At 43.0% G+C, this 16,586-nt stretch carries 14 protein-coding genes; 8 read left to right on the top strand and 6 right to left on the bottom strand.

All coding sequences use genetic code 11. From position 1 onward, the window contains the following. The first annotated feature begins 195 nt into the window (after nt 1-195). The 3 genes from JMX97_RS00840 (at nt 196) to JMX97_RS00830 (ending at nt 3,734) form a co-directional block, all read left to right on the top strand. Nucleotides 196-2,112, top strand: a complete 1,917-nt coding sequence (locus JMX97_RS00840) for an ABC transporter ATP-binding protein (RefSeq protein WP_201554171.1) — start codon at nt 196-198, stop codon at nt 2,110-2,112. Between the two features lie 48 nt (nt 2,113-2,160). Next, complete coding sequence (locus JMX97_RS00835; RefSeq protein WP_201554170.1) at nt 2,161-3,045, top strand: alpha/beta fold hydrolase; 885 nt, start codon at nt 2,161-2,163, stop codon at nt 3,043-3,045. A 71-nt stretch (nt 3,046-3,116) separates the two neighbouring features. Then, a complete protein-coding gene (locus tag JMX97_RS00830) occupies nt 3,117-3,734 on the top strand; it encodes an alpha-ketoglutarate-dependent dioxygenase AlkB family protein (protein ID WP_201554169.1) in 618 nt (205 codons plus the stop codon). A gap of 51 nt (nt 3,735-3,785) precedes the next feature. Here the strand turns inward: JMX97_RS00830 and JMX97_RS00825 are convergent, their stop codons facing one another. The 5 genes from JMX97_RS00825 to JMX97_RS00805 form a co-directional block, all read right to left on the bottom strand. Continuing rightward, nucleotides 3,786-4,670 (bottom strand): EcsC family protein, encoded by an 885-nt coding sequence (locus JMX97_RS00825; protein ID WP_201554168.1) that lies wholly within the window; start codon nt 4,668-4,670, stop codon nt 3,786-3,788. A gap of 433 nt (nt 4,671-5,103) precedes the next feature. Then, nucleotides 5,104-6,111, bottom strand: coding sequence for an NADP-dependent oxidoreductase (locus JMX97_RS00820; RefSeq protein WP_201554167.1), 1,008 nt, complete (start codon nt 6,109-6,111; stop codon nt 5,104-5,106). A 170-nt stretch (nt 6,112-6,281) separates the two neighbouring features. Further along, nucleotides 6,282-7,040, bottom strand: a complete 759-nt coding sequence (locus tag JMX97_RS00815; protein ID WP_201554165.1) for an endonuclease/exonuclease/phosphatase family protein — start codon at nt 7,038-7,040, stop codon at nt 6,282-6,284. A 416-nt stretch (nt 7,041-7,456) separates the two neighbouring features. Then, the gene (locus tag JMX97_RS00810) at nt 7,457-8,269 is read right to left on the bottom strand and encodes a glutathione S-transferase N-terminal domain-containing protein (RefSeq protein WP_201554163.1); all 813 of its coding nucleotides are present in this window, start codon (nt 8,267-8,269) and stop codon (nt 7,457-7,459) included. A 156-nt stretch (nt 8,270-8,425) separates the two neighbouring features. Continuing rightward, on the bottom strand, nt 8,426-9,538 hold the full coding sequence (locus JMX97_RS00805) for a hypothetical protein (RefSeq protein WP_201554157.1): 1,113 nt from the start codon (nt 9,536-9,538) through the stop codon (nt 8,426-8,428). A 592-nt stretch (nt 9,539-10,130) separates the two neighbouring features. Between JMX97_RS00805 and JMX97_RS00800 the strand changes: the two genes are divergently transcribed. From JMX97_RS00800 to JMX97_RS13695, 5 genes are all read left to right on the top strand, one after another. Next, the gene (locus JMX97_RS00800) at nt 10,131-12,353 is read left to right on the top strand and encodes a M3 family metallopeptidase (protein WP_201554155.1); all 2,223 of its coding nucleotides are present in this window, start codon (nt 10,131-10,133) and stop codon (nt 12,351-12,353) included. After that, complete coding sequence (locus JMX97_RS00795; protein WP_201554153.1) at nt 12,353-12,610, top strand: YheV family putative metal-binding protein; 258 nt, start codon at nt 12,353-12,355, stop codon at nt 12,608-12,610. The genes JMX97_RS00800 and JMX97_RS00795 overlap by 1 nt, the downstream gene beginning before the upstream one ends. 184 nt (nt 12,611-12,794) lie before the next feature. Next, entirely contained in the window at nt 12,795-13,352 is a 558-nt protein-coding gene (locus JMX97_RS00790) for a SpoIIIAH-like family protein (protein WP_201554151.1), read from the top strand. Between the two features lie 187 nt (nt 13,353-13,539). After that, entirely contained in the window at nt 13,540-13,695 is a 156-nt protein-coding gene (locus JMX97_RS13700; protein ID WP_227671388.1) for a hypothetical protein, read from the top strand. 179 nt (nt 13,696-13,874) lie between these two features. Continuing rightward, a complete protein-coding gene (locus tag JMX97_RS13695; RefSeq protein WP_227671387.1) occupies nt 13,875-14,114 on the top strand; it encodes a hypothetical protein in 240 nt (79 codons plus the stop codon). A 151-nt stretch (nt 14,115-14,265) separates the two neighbouring features. On the opposite strand, the gene pnp is transcribed toward JMX97_RS13695, so the two are convergent. Beyond that, the gene (gene pnp / locus JMX97_RS00780; RefSeq protein ID WP_201554332.1) at nt 14,266-16,362 is read right to left on the bottom strand and encodes a polyribonucleotide nucleotidyltransferase; all 2,097 of its coding nucleotides are present in this window, start codon (nt 16,360-16,362) and stop codon (nt 14,266-14,268) included. Between the last annotated feature and the right edge of the window lie 224 nt (nt 16,363-16,586).

The following is a 16,586-nucleotide window of genomic DNA, read 5'->3' as shown; positions in this document are numbered from 1 at the left end:
AAGGTAACAAAGTATTTCTTTTACAGCAATCTATTTGTCATTGTTCATAAAATCACGCATTAGATAGTGTCTGCTGCGTTCAAATTACAATTACCATGCAGGTGAGATTGCGAATTTTTGGTAAAATACGGGGCTATCCTACTAATACAAGTCACAGCGCAAGATAACGTTTATCTTGGCGTATTGCTATTGCCTATGAATTCTCTACTTCGCTTTTTTGAAACGCGCCTCTCAGCCTTCCCTGACACGCCAATTCCTCTGCCTCGTGAGGGGCTGATAAAGTTTCTGTGGGCGTGTACTAAAGGTTTACGCGGCTGGCTGTTGCTATTTATGATCTTGTCCGCGGGTATCGGGATTTATGAAGCCATGCTATTTGCATGGATTGGCAATCTAGTCGATTGGCTCGGTACTTATACGCCGCAGAACCTATGGGCCGAAAAAGGCGATACGATGCTACTGATGCTTGCGGTGCTAATTATTAGTCCGTTTTGGATCGCCTTATCTTCCTTGATTCATTTTCAAACTTTGCAAGGCGTATTCCCTATGCAAATGCGCTGGCGTTTTCATCAGCGGATGCTTGGTCAATCCATGCAGTTTTATCAAGATGAATTTTCTGGTCGGGTCTCTGCCAAAGTGATGCAAACGGCACTGGCAGTACGCGAGACTGTGATGACAGTCACTGACATGTTTATGTATGTCACCGTCTACTTTATAACGACAAGCGTCATTCTGTTTAATTTAGACAGCTTGTTATTGATACCGTTTGTGGTTTGGTTTGTACTGGTTGGGCTGACCATGTGGTACTTTATCCCCAAGCTCAAGCAGACCGCTGTTGTCCAAGCTGACGCGCGCGCTTTGATGACGGGACGTATCACCGATGCTTACGCCAATATCATGACGGTCAAGCTGTTCAGTCATTCACGCCGTGAGCTGGGTTATGCTAAGAATGCCATGGGGCAGTTCCTGGGAACCGTCCATGCACAAATGCGCTGGGTCAGTTATTTGGAAGTCTCCACCCACCTTATCAGTGTAATCTTGGTTAGCAGCACGGCTGGCATTGCCTTATATTTATGGCAGCAAGGTGCGGTCGGTGTTGGTGCGATTGCAGCCGCGACAGCGATGGCATTGCGACTAAATGGTCTGACCCGCTGGATCATGTGGCAGACGGCAAGTTTGTTCGAGAGTATCGGTACGGTTCAAGACGGCATGCGTACGTTATCTGCACCGCAAACCATCGTGGATAAACCCAACGCCCCAGCTCTAAAAGTCACCGACGGTAATATTATCTTCGATCATGTGGACTTCAGCTACGAGGGTGAGAATGGTGTGGCTGCGATCCAAACAGGCGCAAAAGTTGATGTGGTCAAGACAGCGGCAACAACGCTAGAAACCTCACGCGTAAGACTGCTAGATGACTTTCATTTAGACATTAAAGCAGGTGAAAAGATAGGCTTAGTTGGACGCTCAGGTGCCGGTAAATCAACCTTAGTTAATCTGCTACTGCGCTTTTTTGATGTGGATAGCGGCAAAATTTATATCGATGGGCAAGCGATTAACGAGGTCACCCAAGAGTCATTACGTCAGCAAATAGGTATGGTGACCCAAGATACCTCGCTGCTGCATCGCACTGTCCGTGAAAACATTGCCTATGGTCGCCCTGATGCTAGTGATGAAGAGATTATATTTGCTGCCAAACAAGCACAGGCATGGGACTTTATCAAAGAATTATATGACGATAAAGGCAACACTGCCCTTGATACCCAAGTTGGTGAGCGCGGGGTCAAGCTCTCTGGCGGTCAACGTCAACGCATTGCCATTTCACGGGTCATGCTTAAAAACGCGCCTATTCTATTGTTGGATGAGGCCACTAGTGCCCTTGATTCTGAGATTGAGTTTGCCATTACCGAGAGCTTAAACGATATCATGACCGGCAAAACCGTTATTGCTATCGCGCATCGCCTGTCTACTATTGCAGCACTTGATAGATTGGTAGTGATGGATAAAGGACGTATCATTGAGCAAGGCAGCCACAATGAGCTACTGGTATTAAATGGTGTCTATGCCCGATTATGGCACCGTCAAAGTGGCGGCTTCTTAGGGGAAGACAGCTAAACGGCCAGAACTTCGCTGAATTAAACAACACAGGGATGTGGCATCATTATGGAAGAACTTGCAAAAAGTATTGCTATCAACGCGCAACAAGCGCGTTATTACGATCTAGGCGAACTTAACGAGGTAGCACGCTCAAATTCGACCTTACGTGTTCCGGCACACTTTTATGGCGGTAATGGTTTCACAGTCGGTGCCTATACGCCACTATTAAAGGCATTAAGCTTAGGTTTTGATATCTCGTCATTGGCCATGCGTGGCTACTGGTACGATAAGCCAACCAGTAAACGACTCACTCGCGCCCAAGATGCCGATATACTCATTAAGTTTTTAGAAAAGACTCAAGATGCTCCTATCGTTGGCATTGGTCATTCACAAGGAGCGACTGCCACCGCCATCGCTGCAGCCAAGCGTCCTGACCTATTCTCACAGTTATACCTCATAGAGCCGGTGACTTTCACCAAAGCGCAAACGCTACTGTATGACCTAATGCCACGCTCCCTCAAAATGACTCGTGAACCTTTCAAAAGCACATTGACTAAGCAAACCACATGGCCAAGTGTGCAAGCATTCTATGAGTATTTGCGTGCGCTGCGTGCCTATCGTCGTATTAGCGATGAGCATTTGCAAATGTTCGCTGAACAAAGCTTAGTAGCGCAAGCAGATGGCAGTTATACCTTGATGTTTACTCCTGAACAAGAGCTAGCCAACTATTTTGGCACCCCTTATATTGATGCCGCGTTGAAAAAAATACGCTGTCCTTATACTATAATTACTGGCAAGCCCACGCTATTTATTAATGATAAAGTCAGAAAACAATGGCAAAAATTTGTCCCTGCTGAACGTATTGTCTCTTTGCCTGATTATGGACACTTGCTACCGATAGAAGCCCCTGAACAATGTGCTACCCTGATTTTAGAAGACTTCTTATCCTGAACAATTATGCCAATAACTAACATGAAGCGATGATATAAAACGACGACATAGAAATAGAAAGGTTTGAGCTGATGAACGACCTATTTGCGCCGAATCCGTCTGATAATTTATTGCCCTATGACGGCAAAGTTAACGACTTAGGGATTATTATTAATGACTCTAACGCTCTCTATAAGGCATTATTAGCCGAGCTACCTTGGCATTCCGATATCGTAAGTATTTTTGGTAAGACTCATGTGACTACGCGTCAGATTGTTTGGATGGGTGAAGACGATGCTAGCTATCACTACTCTGGTCATTCACGCTCCGCCATTCAATGGTCAAATGCAGTGTTTCATGTGAAACAATGTGTCGAGCAAAATCTAGCAGCTATTGGAATTACAGCTGATTTTAATTCTTGCTTGCTGAACTATTATCCCTCTGGTACAGATGGCATGGGCTATCATGCTGACGATGAAAAAGAGCTAGGCTATCAGCCAATTATTGCCTCTCTATCACTTGGCGCCACGCGAAATTTTGTCTTAAAGCACAAAAAAACTCAAGATAAAGTCGAGCTTCATCTTGAGTCCGGTCAGCTTATCGTTATGCATGGTGATACGCAAATATTCTGGAAGCACACCATCACTAAGACTAAAACGGTAGATACTGGCCGAATTAGCCTAACGTTTCGGCGCATGCTTCCAATTTAGTGATACTTCTTGTTTAACTGCGCCTACTAATTTTTAATAATAATTGCTACCTTAGACTGCTTTGCGATCCAAAAAACGCTCACGGTAACACTGATATGCTGCCTCACATACGCTTGAGGTATAGCTGGCATTGACCCCGCCTGCAACCACAGCACCCACAGCGGGTATCATCTGTGCCGCTTTAGTCTTGACCATATTGGTCGCCACTTTAGTCGCCGTTTGCCGCAAGACACGTGAGACCACCTCTTCGTTAACTTTATTAAAAGCAAGGGTCTCTGGATCTTTTGCCATGCTAAATGTATCGTCAAGTGCTGCTTGGCGCTCCTCAGCAGAGGCAGATGTAGCCACTCCTAGTAACGACATCGCAAATAGCTGTTCGCCCTGGTCACTCATATCGAAACCATAGTAAGTAGCATACTCACCGATAGCCCGTAAGTTGGCGGTAACGAGACCCACCACATCAGCAGGAATACCTGCCCAGCCAACCATACCTGTTGCCACACCCTGCGCGCTAGTCAGCGCCACGTATTTACTTTTGAATAGTTTGACTTGTTTGTCAACCACAGCCACTGGTAAACGCTCAATATCAGTGAGCTTTTTTATGGACGCATCTGCGGCATCCGGCTCATTTTGATATGCTTCAATCGTGTCTTGAACATCTAGCGTCCAGTTTGCTGCGTCGCTTAAAGTTGTTATGGTTTTCTCTGTCGCTTGTTTTAGGGCATCACCAAACTGCGGCGCATTCATAAGTGCCTCTCCAGCCTTAACAATAGGCGTATTCAAAGTCGCAAAGGTCTTACTTAATAAGCTTTTTTCGGGATGCTTCCAATCTTCTATCTCTTGACGTACTTGCGCCTCGTAAGCACTGTGATCGGTCGCTTTTTCGTCAGTATTTTTATCTTTGTTTAGGTTATTTTCTTTGTTAGAGTCAGTCATAATATATCCTATGATAAGTTAATAGAAACAGCAGGGTGTATTTTGTATTCGTAAATATATTCGGTCAGTAAAATAGTTCCCCACCAAATATACCTTAATTAATACACAGCAATTCTGCAACTACCACAGGCTCGTGGTTGGTTGTTTGTAAATAAATGAAAATGAGCATTCTTATACAATACTCAGCCCTCAATAATAATATTGTCTTTGGGCGCGTCGCTAAAAATATTATTTAAGCATAAAAAAACGCAAAATAGAGAGATCTATCTTGCGTTTGGACAGGTTATCTCGATGGCAGTAGTAACCTATTTACTTCCATTGCTGCATGATGAAGTGATAAGGCAGATACAGCGCCCAAGTACAAAAGGTAAAAGCATGCAGCTGTAGCGGCATACTAAAATTAATTATCGCAACTACCCTTTTTTAGTATTATTTATACAGATGCTTCTAAGACGATTTTGCCAAAAGTATCACCTTTTTGGAGCTCATAATGGGCGGCAACAACTTCAGAAAGCAGATAAGTCTGCTGGATATGTAAGATCAGCTTACCATCAGCGATTTGCTGTAAGATACGTGCCATATCTTGACCATTTCGTTGAGCCGCATAACCAGCAACGCTTAAGCTTTTCTCATCGCCTGCCTCTTTAAGCTTATCGACCCAAATCGTTGGTAAGACATTAACACGTCCACCAGATCTGAGCACACTAAGCGCGCGTACACCCGCATCATTACCGACTAAATCAAGCAATACATCGGCTTGCAAGTCAGGAAAGGCCTCATCTTTGGTATAGTCAATCCAGCTCGTCAGTTGGCTTTTGTCTATGAAGTTATCAAGCTTGGCATATTTTTCTGGTGAGCAGATAACGGTTACTTTAATGCCATCTTCCACTATTTTTTCCATTAATAACTGAATCAATAGATGACCCACACCGCCAGCTGGGGCGTTCATCACGACATGCTGACCTTTTTTAATATCAGCAAACGCTATAAACTGTAACGCCGTTTGTCCTATGCAAGGTAGCGCACCGGCTTGTTCTAAGGTTACCGACTCCGGAACTTTAGCAAGCAGCTTAGCATCTACCGCCACATACTCAGCATAACAGCCGCCATCGAAGGTAAGGGCAGCGACTTTATCACCGACAGCAAACTGATCGCTATTACTGTGTGCCACTTCCCCTGAAACATCAAATCCCAAGATCGCAGGCTGATCATTATCGAATTTGTCTTTTCGAATACTATCAGCACCCCAGCCTTTACCTTGACGGGTTTTATAATCGACAGGGTTGATACCTGCATAAGCCACTTTTACTAGTACTTGTCCATCACCAAGTTCAGGGACGGCCACACCATCTTGATAGTTCATGACTTCAGGTTCACCAAACTCGCGGATAAGCACCGCATGTTGGGTGATAGGGAGTTGTTGATTAGAAGCGTTAGACATCGTAAAACATCCTTATTTTATTCATCAGGGTTTATTTATTAATTGATCTTTATCTTATTCACTCTTAGAATTTATTTAATAGACAGCATCTTTATTAAATAACATTTTTAATAGATAGCTTTGATGATACAGACTGCTTATTTTTAATCAACATGAACCAGTAAAAGCCATTACGGCAAAGCCAGCTCGGCACTGATAGGCAAATGATCTGATAACGTTGACCAGGGTTTACCAGTATGTACCCAGGCATCCTTTACAATTAGATTACGCACATAGATGCGATCCAAGCTCAGTACCGGCAGCTTCGCCGGAAAGGTCGGTAACAACTTACCATGACAGGATTTAAAGGCTTCTGTCATACCGAGATCAGTGGCCAGCTTATCACATGACATCTTCTTCCAATCATTAAAATCACCAGCCAAAATCAGCGGTTGGTCAGGGGCAATCTCGTTACGTACATAGTCGCTAATTGCCTGATACTGCTTGATTCGATCGCGCTCGAACAGATTGAGATGAGCGCATAATACGACTACTGGCCTGTCCCAACCTATCGGCTGTACCTCACAGTGCAACACTCCGCGCTGCTCGAGTTTATTAACAGTAATATTGACGTTATGCTTCGGATCTAAGGGAAAGCGACTGAGTACCGCATTACCATGATGACCATTTTCATACTCTGAGTTTTTACCATAGCTGTTCTGCAGCTGCAAAAACTCGCCAAACCACTCATGCTGCGACTGGTCAGGATATTCGTTGTATTGCATATTACGCTTCAGATTTTGACCTTGCACTTCTTGTAGACACAACACATCTGCGCCCGCTGCTTCCAGTGCTTGGGCAATACCCTTCATTTTCACTTGGCGGTTCAGTGGCGACATGCCTTTATGAATGTTGTAGCTGGTTATAACAAAAGCGGTTGTAGTATTCATAAACTCAGTATTCATAGAATAAGGATTGAAGAGGATTATTCTCGAGGCACTAGTAACGTGCTAATAAAACGGCAACAACAGTGCTACCTATCGTTTGGCTTATCACTATCATAAACCATCGCTGACAAAACAATGCCGCTAATCAATAAAACTTAACAAACCATCAACGCTAGAATTTCAGGAAAAGACAGCTAGTTTTAAAGCGCTTTATTGCTCAATAAAATTGCTATTAGCCTAATTAAACTGATGGCTTAGTTGAGCTCACAGTTACGTTAAATAGTTACGTTAAAAAGACAAGAAACCAAGAAGATAAAGGGGTCGTGACTATTCGCCCCCGATTGCTATGATTTTTAATTGCTGTAATCTTTAATTATTATACGGCTGCTATATGAGTTGCACATTTAGGCTTTTGCCTATCAACCATAAGTCTCATCTAAATAATCAATAATATCTTTTGATTCATACATCTCAGCATCAGTATTAGGGTCGACAAGGTAAGGAAACTGTAGCTTGCCATTCATCATCCCATTCATAAGTTGCTCGCGCTTCCCACCTTTGACAGGATGATATTTACCGACGTTGAGACGCAAGCCAAACGCACCGATGTCTTGTATCTGCTCACGTGCAACACTGTGATTGACATAACCCACTTCAAGTTCACTCAATTTTTCGCGTACCAAACGGCAGAATGGACTGGCTTCAAAACCGTACAGGTGTAGTGGTTTCTCAGGCTTGCCACGTGCTTGGTTCTTTTTCGGGTGATCTGCTTTGACGCCGCGCATCATGGAGACCACACTGGTTGCTTTATTGACAAGGGTGGCGTTGTCATCGCCCATAGGTCCTTGATATTTTTTTGGTGGTGCGCCAAATTTTGAATAGTGCAAAAACAAATGATTAATAATCGCTTGTGAGTTCAATATCTGATCACCCGTATTGTCATCGACCAAAAATGGTACTTGCGCTTTACCCGCCAGCTCTTTCAGCTCATCACGATAGACATGGCCTTTATGCGGGCTAGGACGACTCTCAAAATCTAAATTGAGACGAGTCATGACTTCGCGTACGCGGCGAGAATAAGGGCAAGCTTCATGCTCGTACAAGACTAACGATTGCTCCGGCTGTATAGGATTGGGTGTGCCCATAACTCCACGTCCACCGCGTAAGAGTAACGAAGCAGTGGCTTGCACACTTTTGACTGTGTGACCTAAAGCATTATTTGGAATAATCATTGTGGGTATCCTTTTTATAGCATTAAGGAACAGTTGTTGAACATAAAGGTAAAAAAGCATTGATTCTTATTGAACCAATGCTCTGATATTATACTGAATTTGTCGTTTATAACTTATTAAGTCAAAATAAGTGACTCAATCAATGCCATCAAGCAATTAGTAACGGGTCACAAGAGCGATTGGTTGATCTTCTGCCATAATGTCTTGGGGCATGAATACTACCTCACCGCCATTATGCATCACGTGTTCAATGACCTCACCAACTGCATCATCTGTGACACCATCTGCGGCTGAATCATCGACGACCATAAGAGTCTGCGCTTTTTCGTCAATTTTAGCGGGCTGGATATAACCTCGACGGACATATAGCGTCTCGCCAGCACCTTGATAGGCCGCACGGTAAACGTCCTGTAAGTCGGTACGTAACATGTCAGCGCCACGAGCTTTATCGATCTCACTTATTGCTGCTTGGTGTAGCGAGGTACGATAACCTTCTACGGCCTCTTGTACCCCATCAATGATATGCTGGGCGCTACCATCTTCAAGTTCAGTAACATTTGATACCGTCGCAATGATATTTTCTGGACGGTCGCAGACGTCTTTGTAGTAACCGATATTGCGTACATCACCGACGATGACGAGCGGCATCTTATGCTCGCCCCATAGCTCTTGTACGCTTTTGTCTACTTGATTAAAAAACTCTTTTAAATAACTGTCTTCATTGTTTGATGAGCGGTCAGAGCCACCATCACCTGTCGTATATAGGCCGTTATTTTCGACAGGAAAGGCGATACTTTCCATATTATTTTGTATATCATCATCTTTACTAAATTCTCTGACAACACGATCATTGGAAGCTTCAATGAGGCGGGCGTTATCACGAGTAAGTACCACAGTATAGAAATGGACAGCACTGGCCATGTCACGTACCAAATCACGCGTCGCAAAACGATCAGAAATTACAACGCGCTCTGTAGTATCAATGGGCATACGAACGACCTGTACATCATCAGTACTAGCAAAAATAGCCAAGGTATCAAGGTTGTAATTGTGGTTGAATTCGTTTAGCTCGGCATGAATTTTATCTAGGATAGTTGTTGCTGTACGCTTATCGTATTCGTTAATCAAACGGTCTTCGGCAACTTTCAACTGATTTTTGAGAGCAATAGGGTCTTTATCACTGGCAGGATGCTCACGGTGGGTTTTAACGAAGATACTTACCGCTGGATTGGCTTTGGTTTCACGTAGACTCTTGAGGGTCGCTTTCATAAATACTGCTCCTTATTTTATATTTTATTGTCTTTAGCTAAAGATGACGATTTGATGTTACTAACAATTTATTATTTGCTTTTTTGGTCAGGAATCAAGATTCAGGAACTAATACAACAACAAACTTGATTACTTAATCTGATTACCTAGATTAATGACCGTCTTTTATTATGCTATCTACTATTCGGTTACTTGTACTCGATCAATACTATGCTACCAACTCCACCTTGCTAGCTGTAGGAGTAGTTTGCAAGCAAATGATGATGCTTTGTAAGTAAGGTACTCAGAATTGTGTATTTGCAAAGTCGCTCGTCTGGACTGCTGTTATTCATGCAGAGCTATAAATTCGACTACCAACGCTTAATACGTAGGCCTCCTAAAGCTAGGACGTGAAATTTTTATTACTTCAAAATGAAGTTAACGCTTATGCTTTATTGGGTTGCATTCTTACCGAACCATACCCATCTTTTAGATAGTCGTTAGTATTTAGAGTCTATAAAAATAGGCCTTCATAATAGTAGACCACGACATACAAACATCGACATAATAATTCAATCGTAAACCGAATCATTCATTAATATTGGACATCTCTATGACTACTCTTGCTTCAGATTTGCACCTTGTTGACTTTGCCACTGCGACTCCGAGCGACCTACAAGCGCAGGTGACTACGGCTATCAATCAAGCCAATACCTTTTTAGATGAGCTGTCAGCAATAATAAATAGCGGTAGCAAAGATAAGCAGACTGGTAGCGAAATAAGCGCGGAACAAGCGCTAGCTGATGTGATGGCGTTTGACCATATCAATCTAGCTCTAGATCGCAGCTGGGGTATTTTATCGCACCTTAATGGCGTAATGAGTAATGATGAGATTCGTCATGTACATCATGAACTGCTACCCAAGCTATCAGCTTATGGCACTCGTGTTGGACAACATCAGCCACTATTTATGCGTTATAAAACTATCGTGAATGATGAAGTATTTTTAGCACAGCTTGATTCTGCACGTGCGCGTGCTATTGAATTGGCGCTACAGAGCTTTGAGTTATCAGGAGTAGCATTACCAAAAGCAGAACAAGATAAATTTGCTGATATTCAAAGTCAGTTATCGACCTTATCAGCGACGTTCTCAGATCATATTTTGGATGCAACCCAAGCTTATACGCTGCCTCTTAAGCCTGAGCAATTAGCAGGGTTGACCGATAGTGGCTTTGACTTATTAGCCGATGCAGGTAAGCAGTATAAAGCTAGCGCATTAGAAAAAGGTACGCTTACGCAAACAGAGATTTATGCGCTGCCCGAACCTTTTTATGTTGCCACTTTAAATATTCCAGTTTATATCGCAGTCATGACCCATGCGGACAATCGTGAGTTACGTGAGACCTTATACCGTGCTTATGTGACCCGCGCTTCCGAGTTTGATTCCCATACCAATGCTAAGGGCGAGTCCTTAAATAATGCCGATATCATGAGCCAAATCTTGCAATTGCGCGAACAAAAAGCCCATTTGCTAGGTTTTACTAATTATGCTGAAGTGTCTTTATCTACTAAGATGGCAGATAGTGTGCCAGAAGTTGAAACCTTTTTGCGTAGTCTGGCAACTCAAGCCACGCCTACTGCCGAGCAAGATCTAGCACAATTACAAGACAGCGCCAAAGATTATGGCATCAACGAATTACAGCCATGGGATAGCGCTTATATTGCCGAAAAAGTGAAGCAAGACAAATTTAGCTTGTCGCAAGAAGAGATTCGTCCGTACTTCCCATTGCCAAAGGTAATTGATGGTTTATTTGCCATTGTTGAGCGCCTATACGGCATTACCGTAAAGGAACAACAGCAAGAGCAAAAAAGTGATGGCATAGCTGAACAAGCTCCAGCAGTATCTCGCTGGCATGATGAGGTGCGTTTTTATCAACTATTCGATGAAAACGATGCATTAATAGGTGGTTTTTACTTTGATTTATTTGCTCGTAGTGGTAAACGTGGTGGCGCGTGGATGAATGGTTTTCAGTCGCGTTACAGTCATGATGCACAGAACCATCATCAGCTACCTGTGTGCTTTATGGTGGGTAACTTTACTCCAGCGCTTGATGGCAAGCCAAGTCTACTCACCCATGATGAGGTGCTGACCTTATTTCATGAATTTGGCCATGGTCTGCACCATTTACTAACCCAAGTGACGGTCGGCGATGTCGCAGGCGTCAATGGGGTAGAGTGGGATGCGGTTGAGCTGCCCAGTCAGTTTATGGAAAACTGGGCTTGGGACGCTGAAGGTATTGCGCTTATTAGTAGTCATGTCGAAACTGGTGAGCCACTACCGAAAGACAAGCTTGATGCCTTATTGGCGGCTAAAAACTTCCAAAGCGGCATGCAAACCCTACGCCAAATTGAGCTTTCATTGTTTGACTTACTGATTCATTCGCACACACCAGCGCTAGATTATGACGGTATTCTCAGCACTTTAGATAGCGTGCGCAGTAACATTGCTATCATGGAAACCCCCGACTATAACCGTTTCGCTAATGGTTTTAGTCATATCTTTGCCGGTGGTTATGCAGCAGGCTATTACTCATATAAATGGGCGGAGCTATTGTCAGCAGATGCGTTCAGTAAATTTGAAGAAGAAGGTATCTTTAATCCTACTACGGGTAAAGCCTTCCGCGAGACCATTTTATCCGTTGGTGGCAGCCTACCCGCTAAAATTAATTTTGAGAATTTTCGGGGTCGTAGCGCCAGTATCGATGCCTTATTGCGTCACAGTGGTTTTGCCAGTTCTAACAACAGCGATGCACACACTAACCTTGAGGCCAGCTGATGCGTTATCAATCTAGCCGGCCTAAACGGCGCTTCTTAGCAGGGGTCAGCTGTCCTAAATGTCAGACAATGGACTCAGTGGTGCAAGTAAATATAGTAACGCCTGAGCCTGATGAATATATCGAGTGCACTCAGTGCGGACATATTGAACGTCGCCCCGATCCTGATGCTATTAGTGCTAAAAACCATGCTGAAGATCAGCTAACCCGCGATGCAATGGCGACTGGTACTAGTGGTACAGTAAAATTTAAAACTTAAAGCTGTATTTTTAAATCTCTAGCACTACTTTCAAAACGTATAAGGCTAGTTCTATACACAAATAATGTTTACGCCTTTAGCCTATCAATAGATAGGCTTTTGATTTTTGGTTTGCTATAGTTTTGCTTTACTATAATTTTACTATAATATAGGTACTTTCATTTTTGAAGTAATTGACCCTGGTATGAAAAGCAAAAAAACGCGTCCTATCTCAAGCAAATCTTTAAATTCCAAACCTACTAAATCACGCCAAAAACTATTAATAGCGACCCTACTGGTGTTGCTACTTATCGTAGTCGGTTATTTAGTATGGGCACGATCTTTACCTGATGCTTCTGCGCCAGTTACAAATACCCCATCAACAACAGAGTCCTCTCAATCGGCTTCAATACCAGGAGAAGATAGGATTGATAATGCTGATAATGCTGATAATGCTGATAATGCTGATAATAATGCCGCGATTGATGAGAGCATTGAGGGGATTGAGGCTGCTGACGACAAAAGTCCTAAATCTAATACTATCTTAAATGCCCCCCTACCTCAGACTGACAGCTTAGCTAAAGAAGAAATTGATCGCTTGGAAGATGAGCAGCAGCGGCTGGCTGAAAAAGAAAAGTTAGCAGCCGAGCAAGTCATTATGAATAAACAATTAACAGATATGAAAGCTGAGCAAATCAAGTTACTTGAGCAGCAAATCGCTCAGTTAGAGGCAAAAGAAACAGCTGAAAATGCTGCAGAATGAGAATTCTTATAGCCGATTCAAAATAAAAGCAATACTCTAGTAGCAACGTGCTACTAACCCAGTAGCATTGTGTCGTTTTTAAAATTGGATCAATTATATATCTATTGCGGTGTTTTTTAAAAATGCTTTGCCTGTCTTATTTTTTAGACTATTCATTTACAAAATCTACTCTCATGAGATATCTGTTATGGCAATTCTTCAACCGACCCATGCCTCTATCTTAAACAGTAATGCACAAGTGCTAATATTACCGGTCAATAGCGCTGGCATTTTATTAGATCCTGTACTACTTATCCTGATAATTATCAGCGCTACCTTCGAGCTTGCCGTGATAGCAGTCTAAAAATCGGTAGTTGTTTAGTCCATAAACGCCAACGTGAGCGCGCAGGGCTAAGTGCAAGTAACAACGGTAATCAGCCAAGCTATATTGCCAACCTTGTCATATCAGATCATCCTTATCATCCAACACGCGTCCTCTGGCTAAAAGCCGCTCTTATCGATTTACAACAGCAGCTCACCTCATTGATACGCTATCAAGGCGTTCGTAGAATAGCTTTATTAGCACGCCCACTTATTTCTATCAGCTCACCGCGTGATGACACGCGTACCATGACTAATACCTCTTTATTTGACGCTTCCAGCTTATCTAATTTCAAACCGTTAGATTGGCATGCTGACACCTTGCCCCTACTGACTCAGCAATTGCAAGACTTACCAAAAGTACGTATTGAATTGCACCTTCCTAAAAGTATCACGCTCTAAATATAAGCTTTTAACTTATTAAAGCACCTAAGTTATTTATTTTGAATTACTGACCACTTTTAAATTTTAAGCCATAAAAAAACCGCTTTGATTGCTCAAAGCGGTTTTTTTAAAGCAAAAATCTAATACTACATTAGTAAAATATCAGCTATTAGTTCTGCTCAATACCTTTCATGGTCAACTTGATGCGACCACGGTTATCAACGTCTTGAACAAATACTTTAACGATTTGACCTTCTTTTAAGTAGTCTGATACATTCTCTACGCGCTCTTCTGCGATTTGTGAGATATGAACAAGGCCATCAGTATTTGGCAATACGTTAACGAAGGCACCGAAGTCAACGATACGAGCAACCGTACCTTCATAAGTTTTGCCTACTTCAACTTCTGCTGTTAAGGCTTCGATTTTACCGATAGCGGCTTTGGTTGCTGCTTTATTTTCACCAAAAATACGAATCGTGCCGCCGTCATCAATATCGATAACCGCACCAGTCTCTTCAGTTAGCTGACGAATCGTTGCGCCACCTTTACCAATAACTTCACGAATTTTATCTGGATTGATTTCAATAACCGCATAGTTAGGCGCATGCGCGTTAATTTCAGTACGGCTCTCAGGCAATACTTTATTCATCGCGTCTAAAATGTGGATACGACCAGCATGGGCTTGTTTAAGCGCTTGCTCCATGATGTCTGGAGTAATCCCTTCGATTTTAATATCCATCTGTAACGCGGTGATACCGTCTTTAGAACCAGCAACTTTAAAGTCCATATCGCCAAGATGATCTTCATCACCTAAGATGTCAGACAAGACTGCAAAGCGCTCGCCTTCTTTAACTAGGCCCATTGCAATACCAGCAACTGGTGCTTTGATTGGTACGCCAGCATCCATCAACGCCAAGCTTGCACCGCAAACTGAAGCCATAGACGATGAACCGTTTGATTCAGTAATCTCTGATACCACACGGATGACGTATGGGAAGCGTTCGCTATCAGGAAGCATCGCTTGTACACCACGGCGTGCTAGACGGCCATGACCGATTTCGCGACGTTTAGGAATACCTTCGCGACCGGTTTCACCCACTGAGAAATGCGGGAAGTTATAATGCAACATGAAATGGTCACGAATAGTTCCGGCTAGCGAGTCAATCATGTTGACGTCACGGCTGCTACCAAGAGTAGTCGTAACCAATGCTTGGGTTTCACCGCGAGTAAATAGCGCTGAACCATGCGTAAATGGTAGAACACCCACTTGCACGTCAAGGGCACGAACAGTCTCAAGGTCACGACCATCGATACGTGGTTTACCTGACAAGATACTGTCACGAACCGTACGGTATTTTAGGTCATTATAGATGTCTTTAAGCTCGGATACTTTGCTGCTATAAGTTTCTGACTCTATATCACCAGCAAGCGCATCAATAGCAGCTTGTCTAACATCATCAAGCTTAGTGTAGCGTTCTTGCTTATCAGTGATGGTATAAGCATCAGCAACTTGCTCGCCGAACTGCTCTTTCATGCTGCTCTCAAGCGCTTCGTCGTGCTTAGGAGCAGTAAACTGTTGCTTAGCCGTACCAACTTCTGCTGCCATTGAAGCAATATTATCGATAACGATTTGCTGCTGCTGATGGCCATATAGTACTGCGCCTAGCATTTGATCTTCTGATAGCTCTTTGGCTTCTGATTCAACCATCAATACTGCAGATTTTGTGCCAGCAACGATTAAGTCCAGATCACTCTCTTTAAGTTGTTCAAGAGTCGGGTTTAAAACATATTCACCGTTAATAAAGCCAACGCGTGCACCGGCAACAGGGCCATTAAACGGAGCGTCAGAGATAGCTAGCGCAGCTGAAGCACCAATTAGTGCTGCAATATCTGCAGATTGAGTTTTGTCTGACGACACAACGGTAGCAGTGATCTGAACTTCATTCAGATAACCTTCAGGAAATAACGGACGAATCGGACGGTCAATCAGACGCGAGGTTAAAGTTTCAAATTCGCTAGCACGGCCTTCACGTTTGCCATAAGCACCTGGAATTTTGCCTGCAGCGTACATTTTTTCTTGATAGTTAACGGTTAAAGGGAAAAAGTTCTGCCCTGCTTTTGCTTCAGGCTTAACTACTGCTGCGACTAATACAGAAACGCCGCCCATGTGTACCATGACTGAGTTGGCTTGACGAGCGATACGGCCAGTTTCAAGAATAACTTGCTGGTTGCCGTATTGGAATTCACGCTTAATGGTGTTAAACATTGTCGGAGTTGTCATATAAGTTTCCTAATGTTGAGTGACGAAAATAATATCAATAATATAAACAATCTGATATCGGTCGTTAGAAATTTTTAGTGTGTAACCGCTAACTGATGAGCGTTGTGCTTACAAGTTCTATCCATCAGTACGGCTAGCGTTATGCATTTATCTAATGTACTAATACATCAATACTATTACATGTGTGTTATTCATAGTTGCTACTTATC

Origin of the sequence: Psychrobacter sp. 72-O-c (genome assembly GCF_904846605.1) — a bacterium.
GTDB lineage: Bacteria > Pseudomonadota > Gammaproteobacteria > Pseudomonadales > Moraxellaceae > Psychrobacter.
The sequence above is the reverse complement of the archived record's forward strand: the minus strand, read 5'-3'. Positions and strand labels throughout refer to the sequence as shown.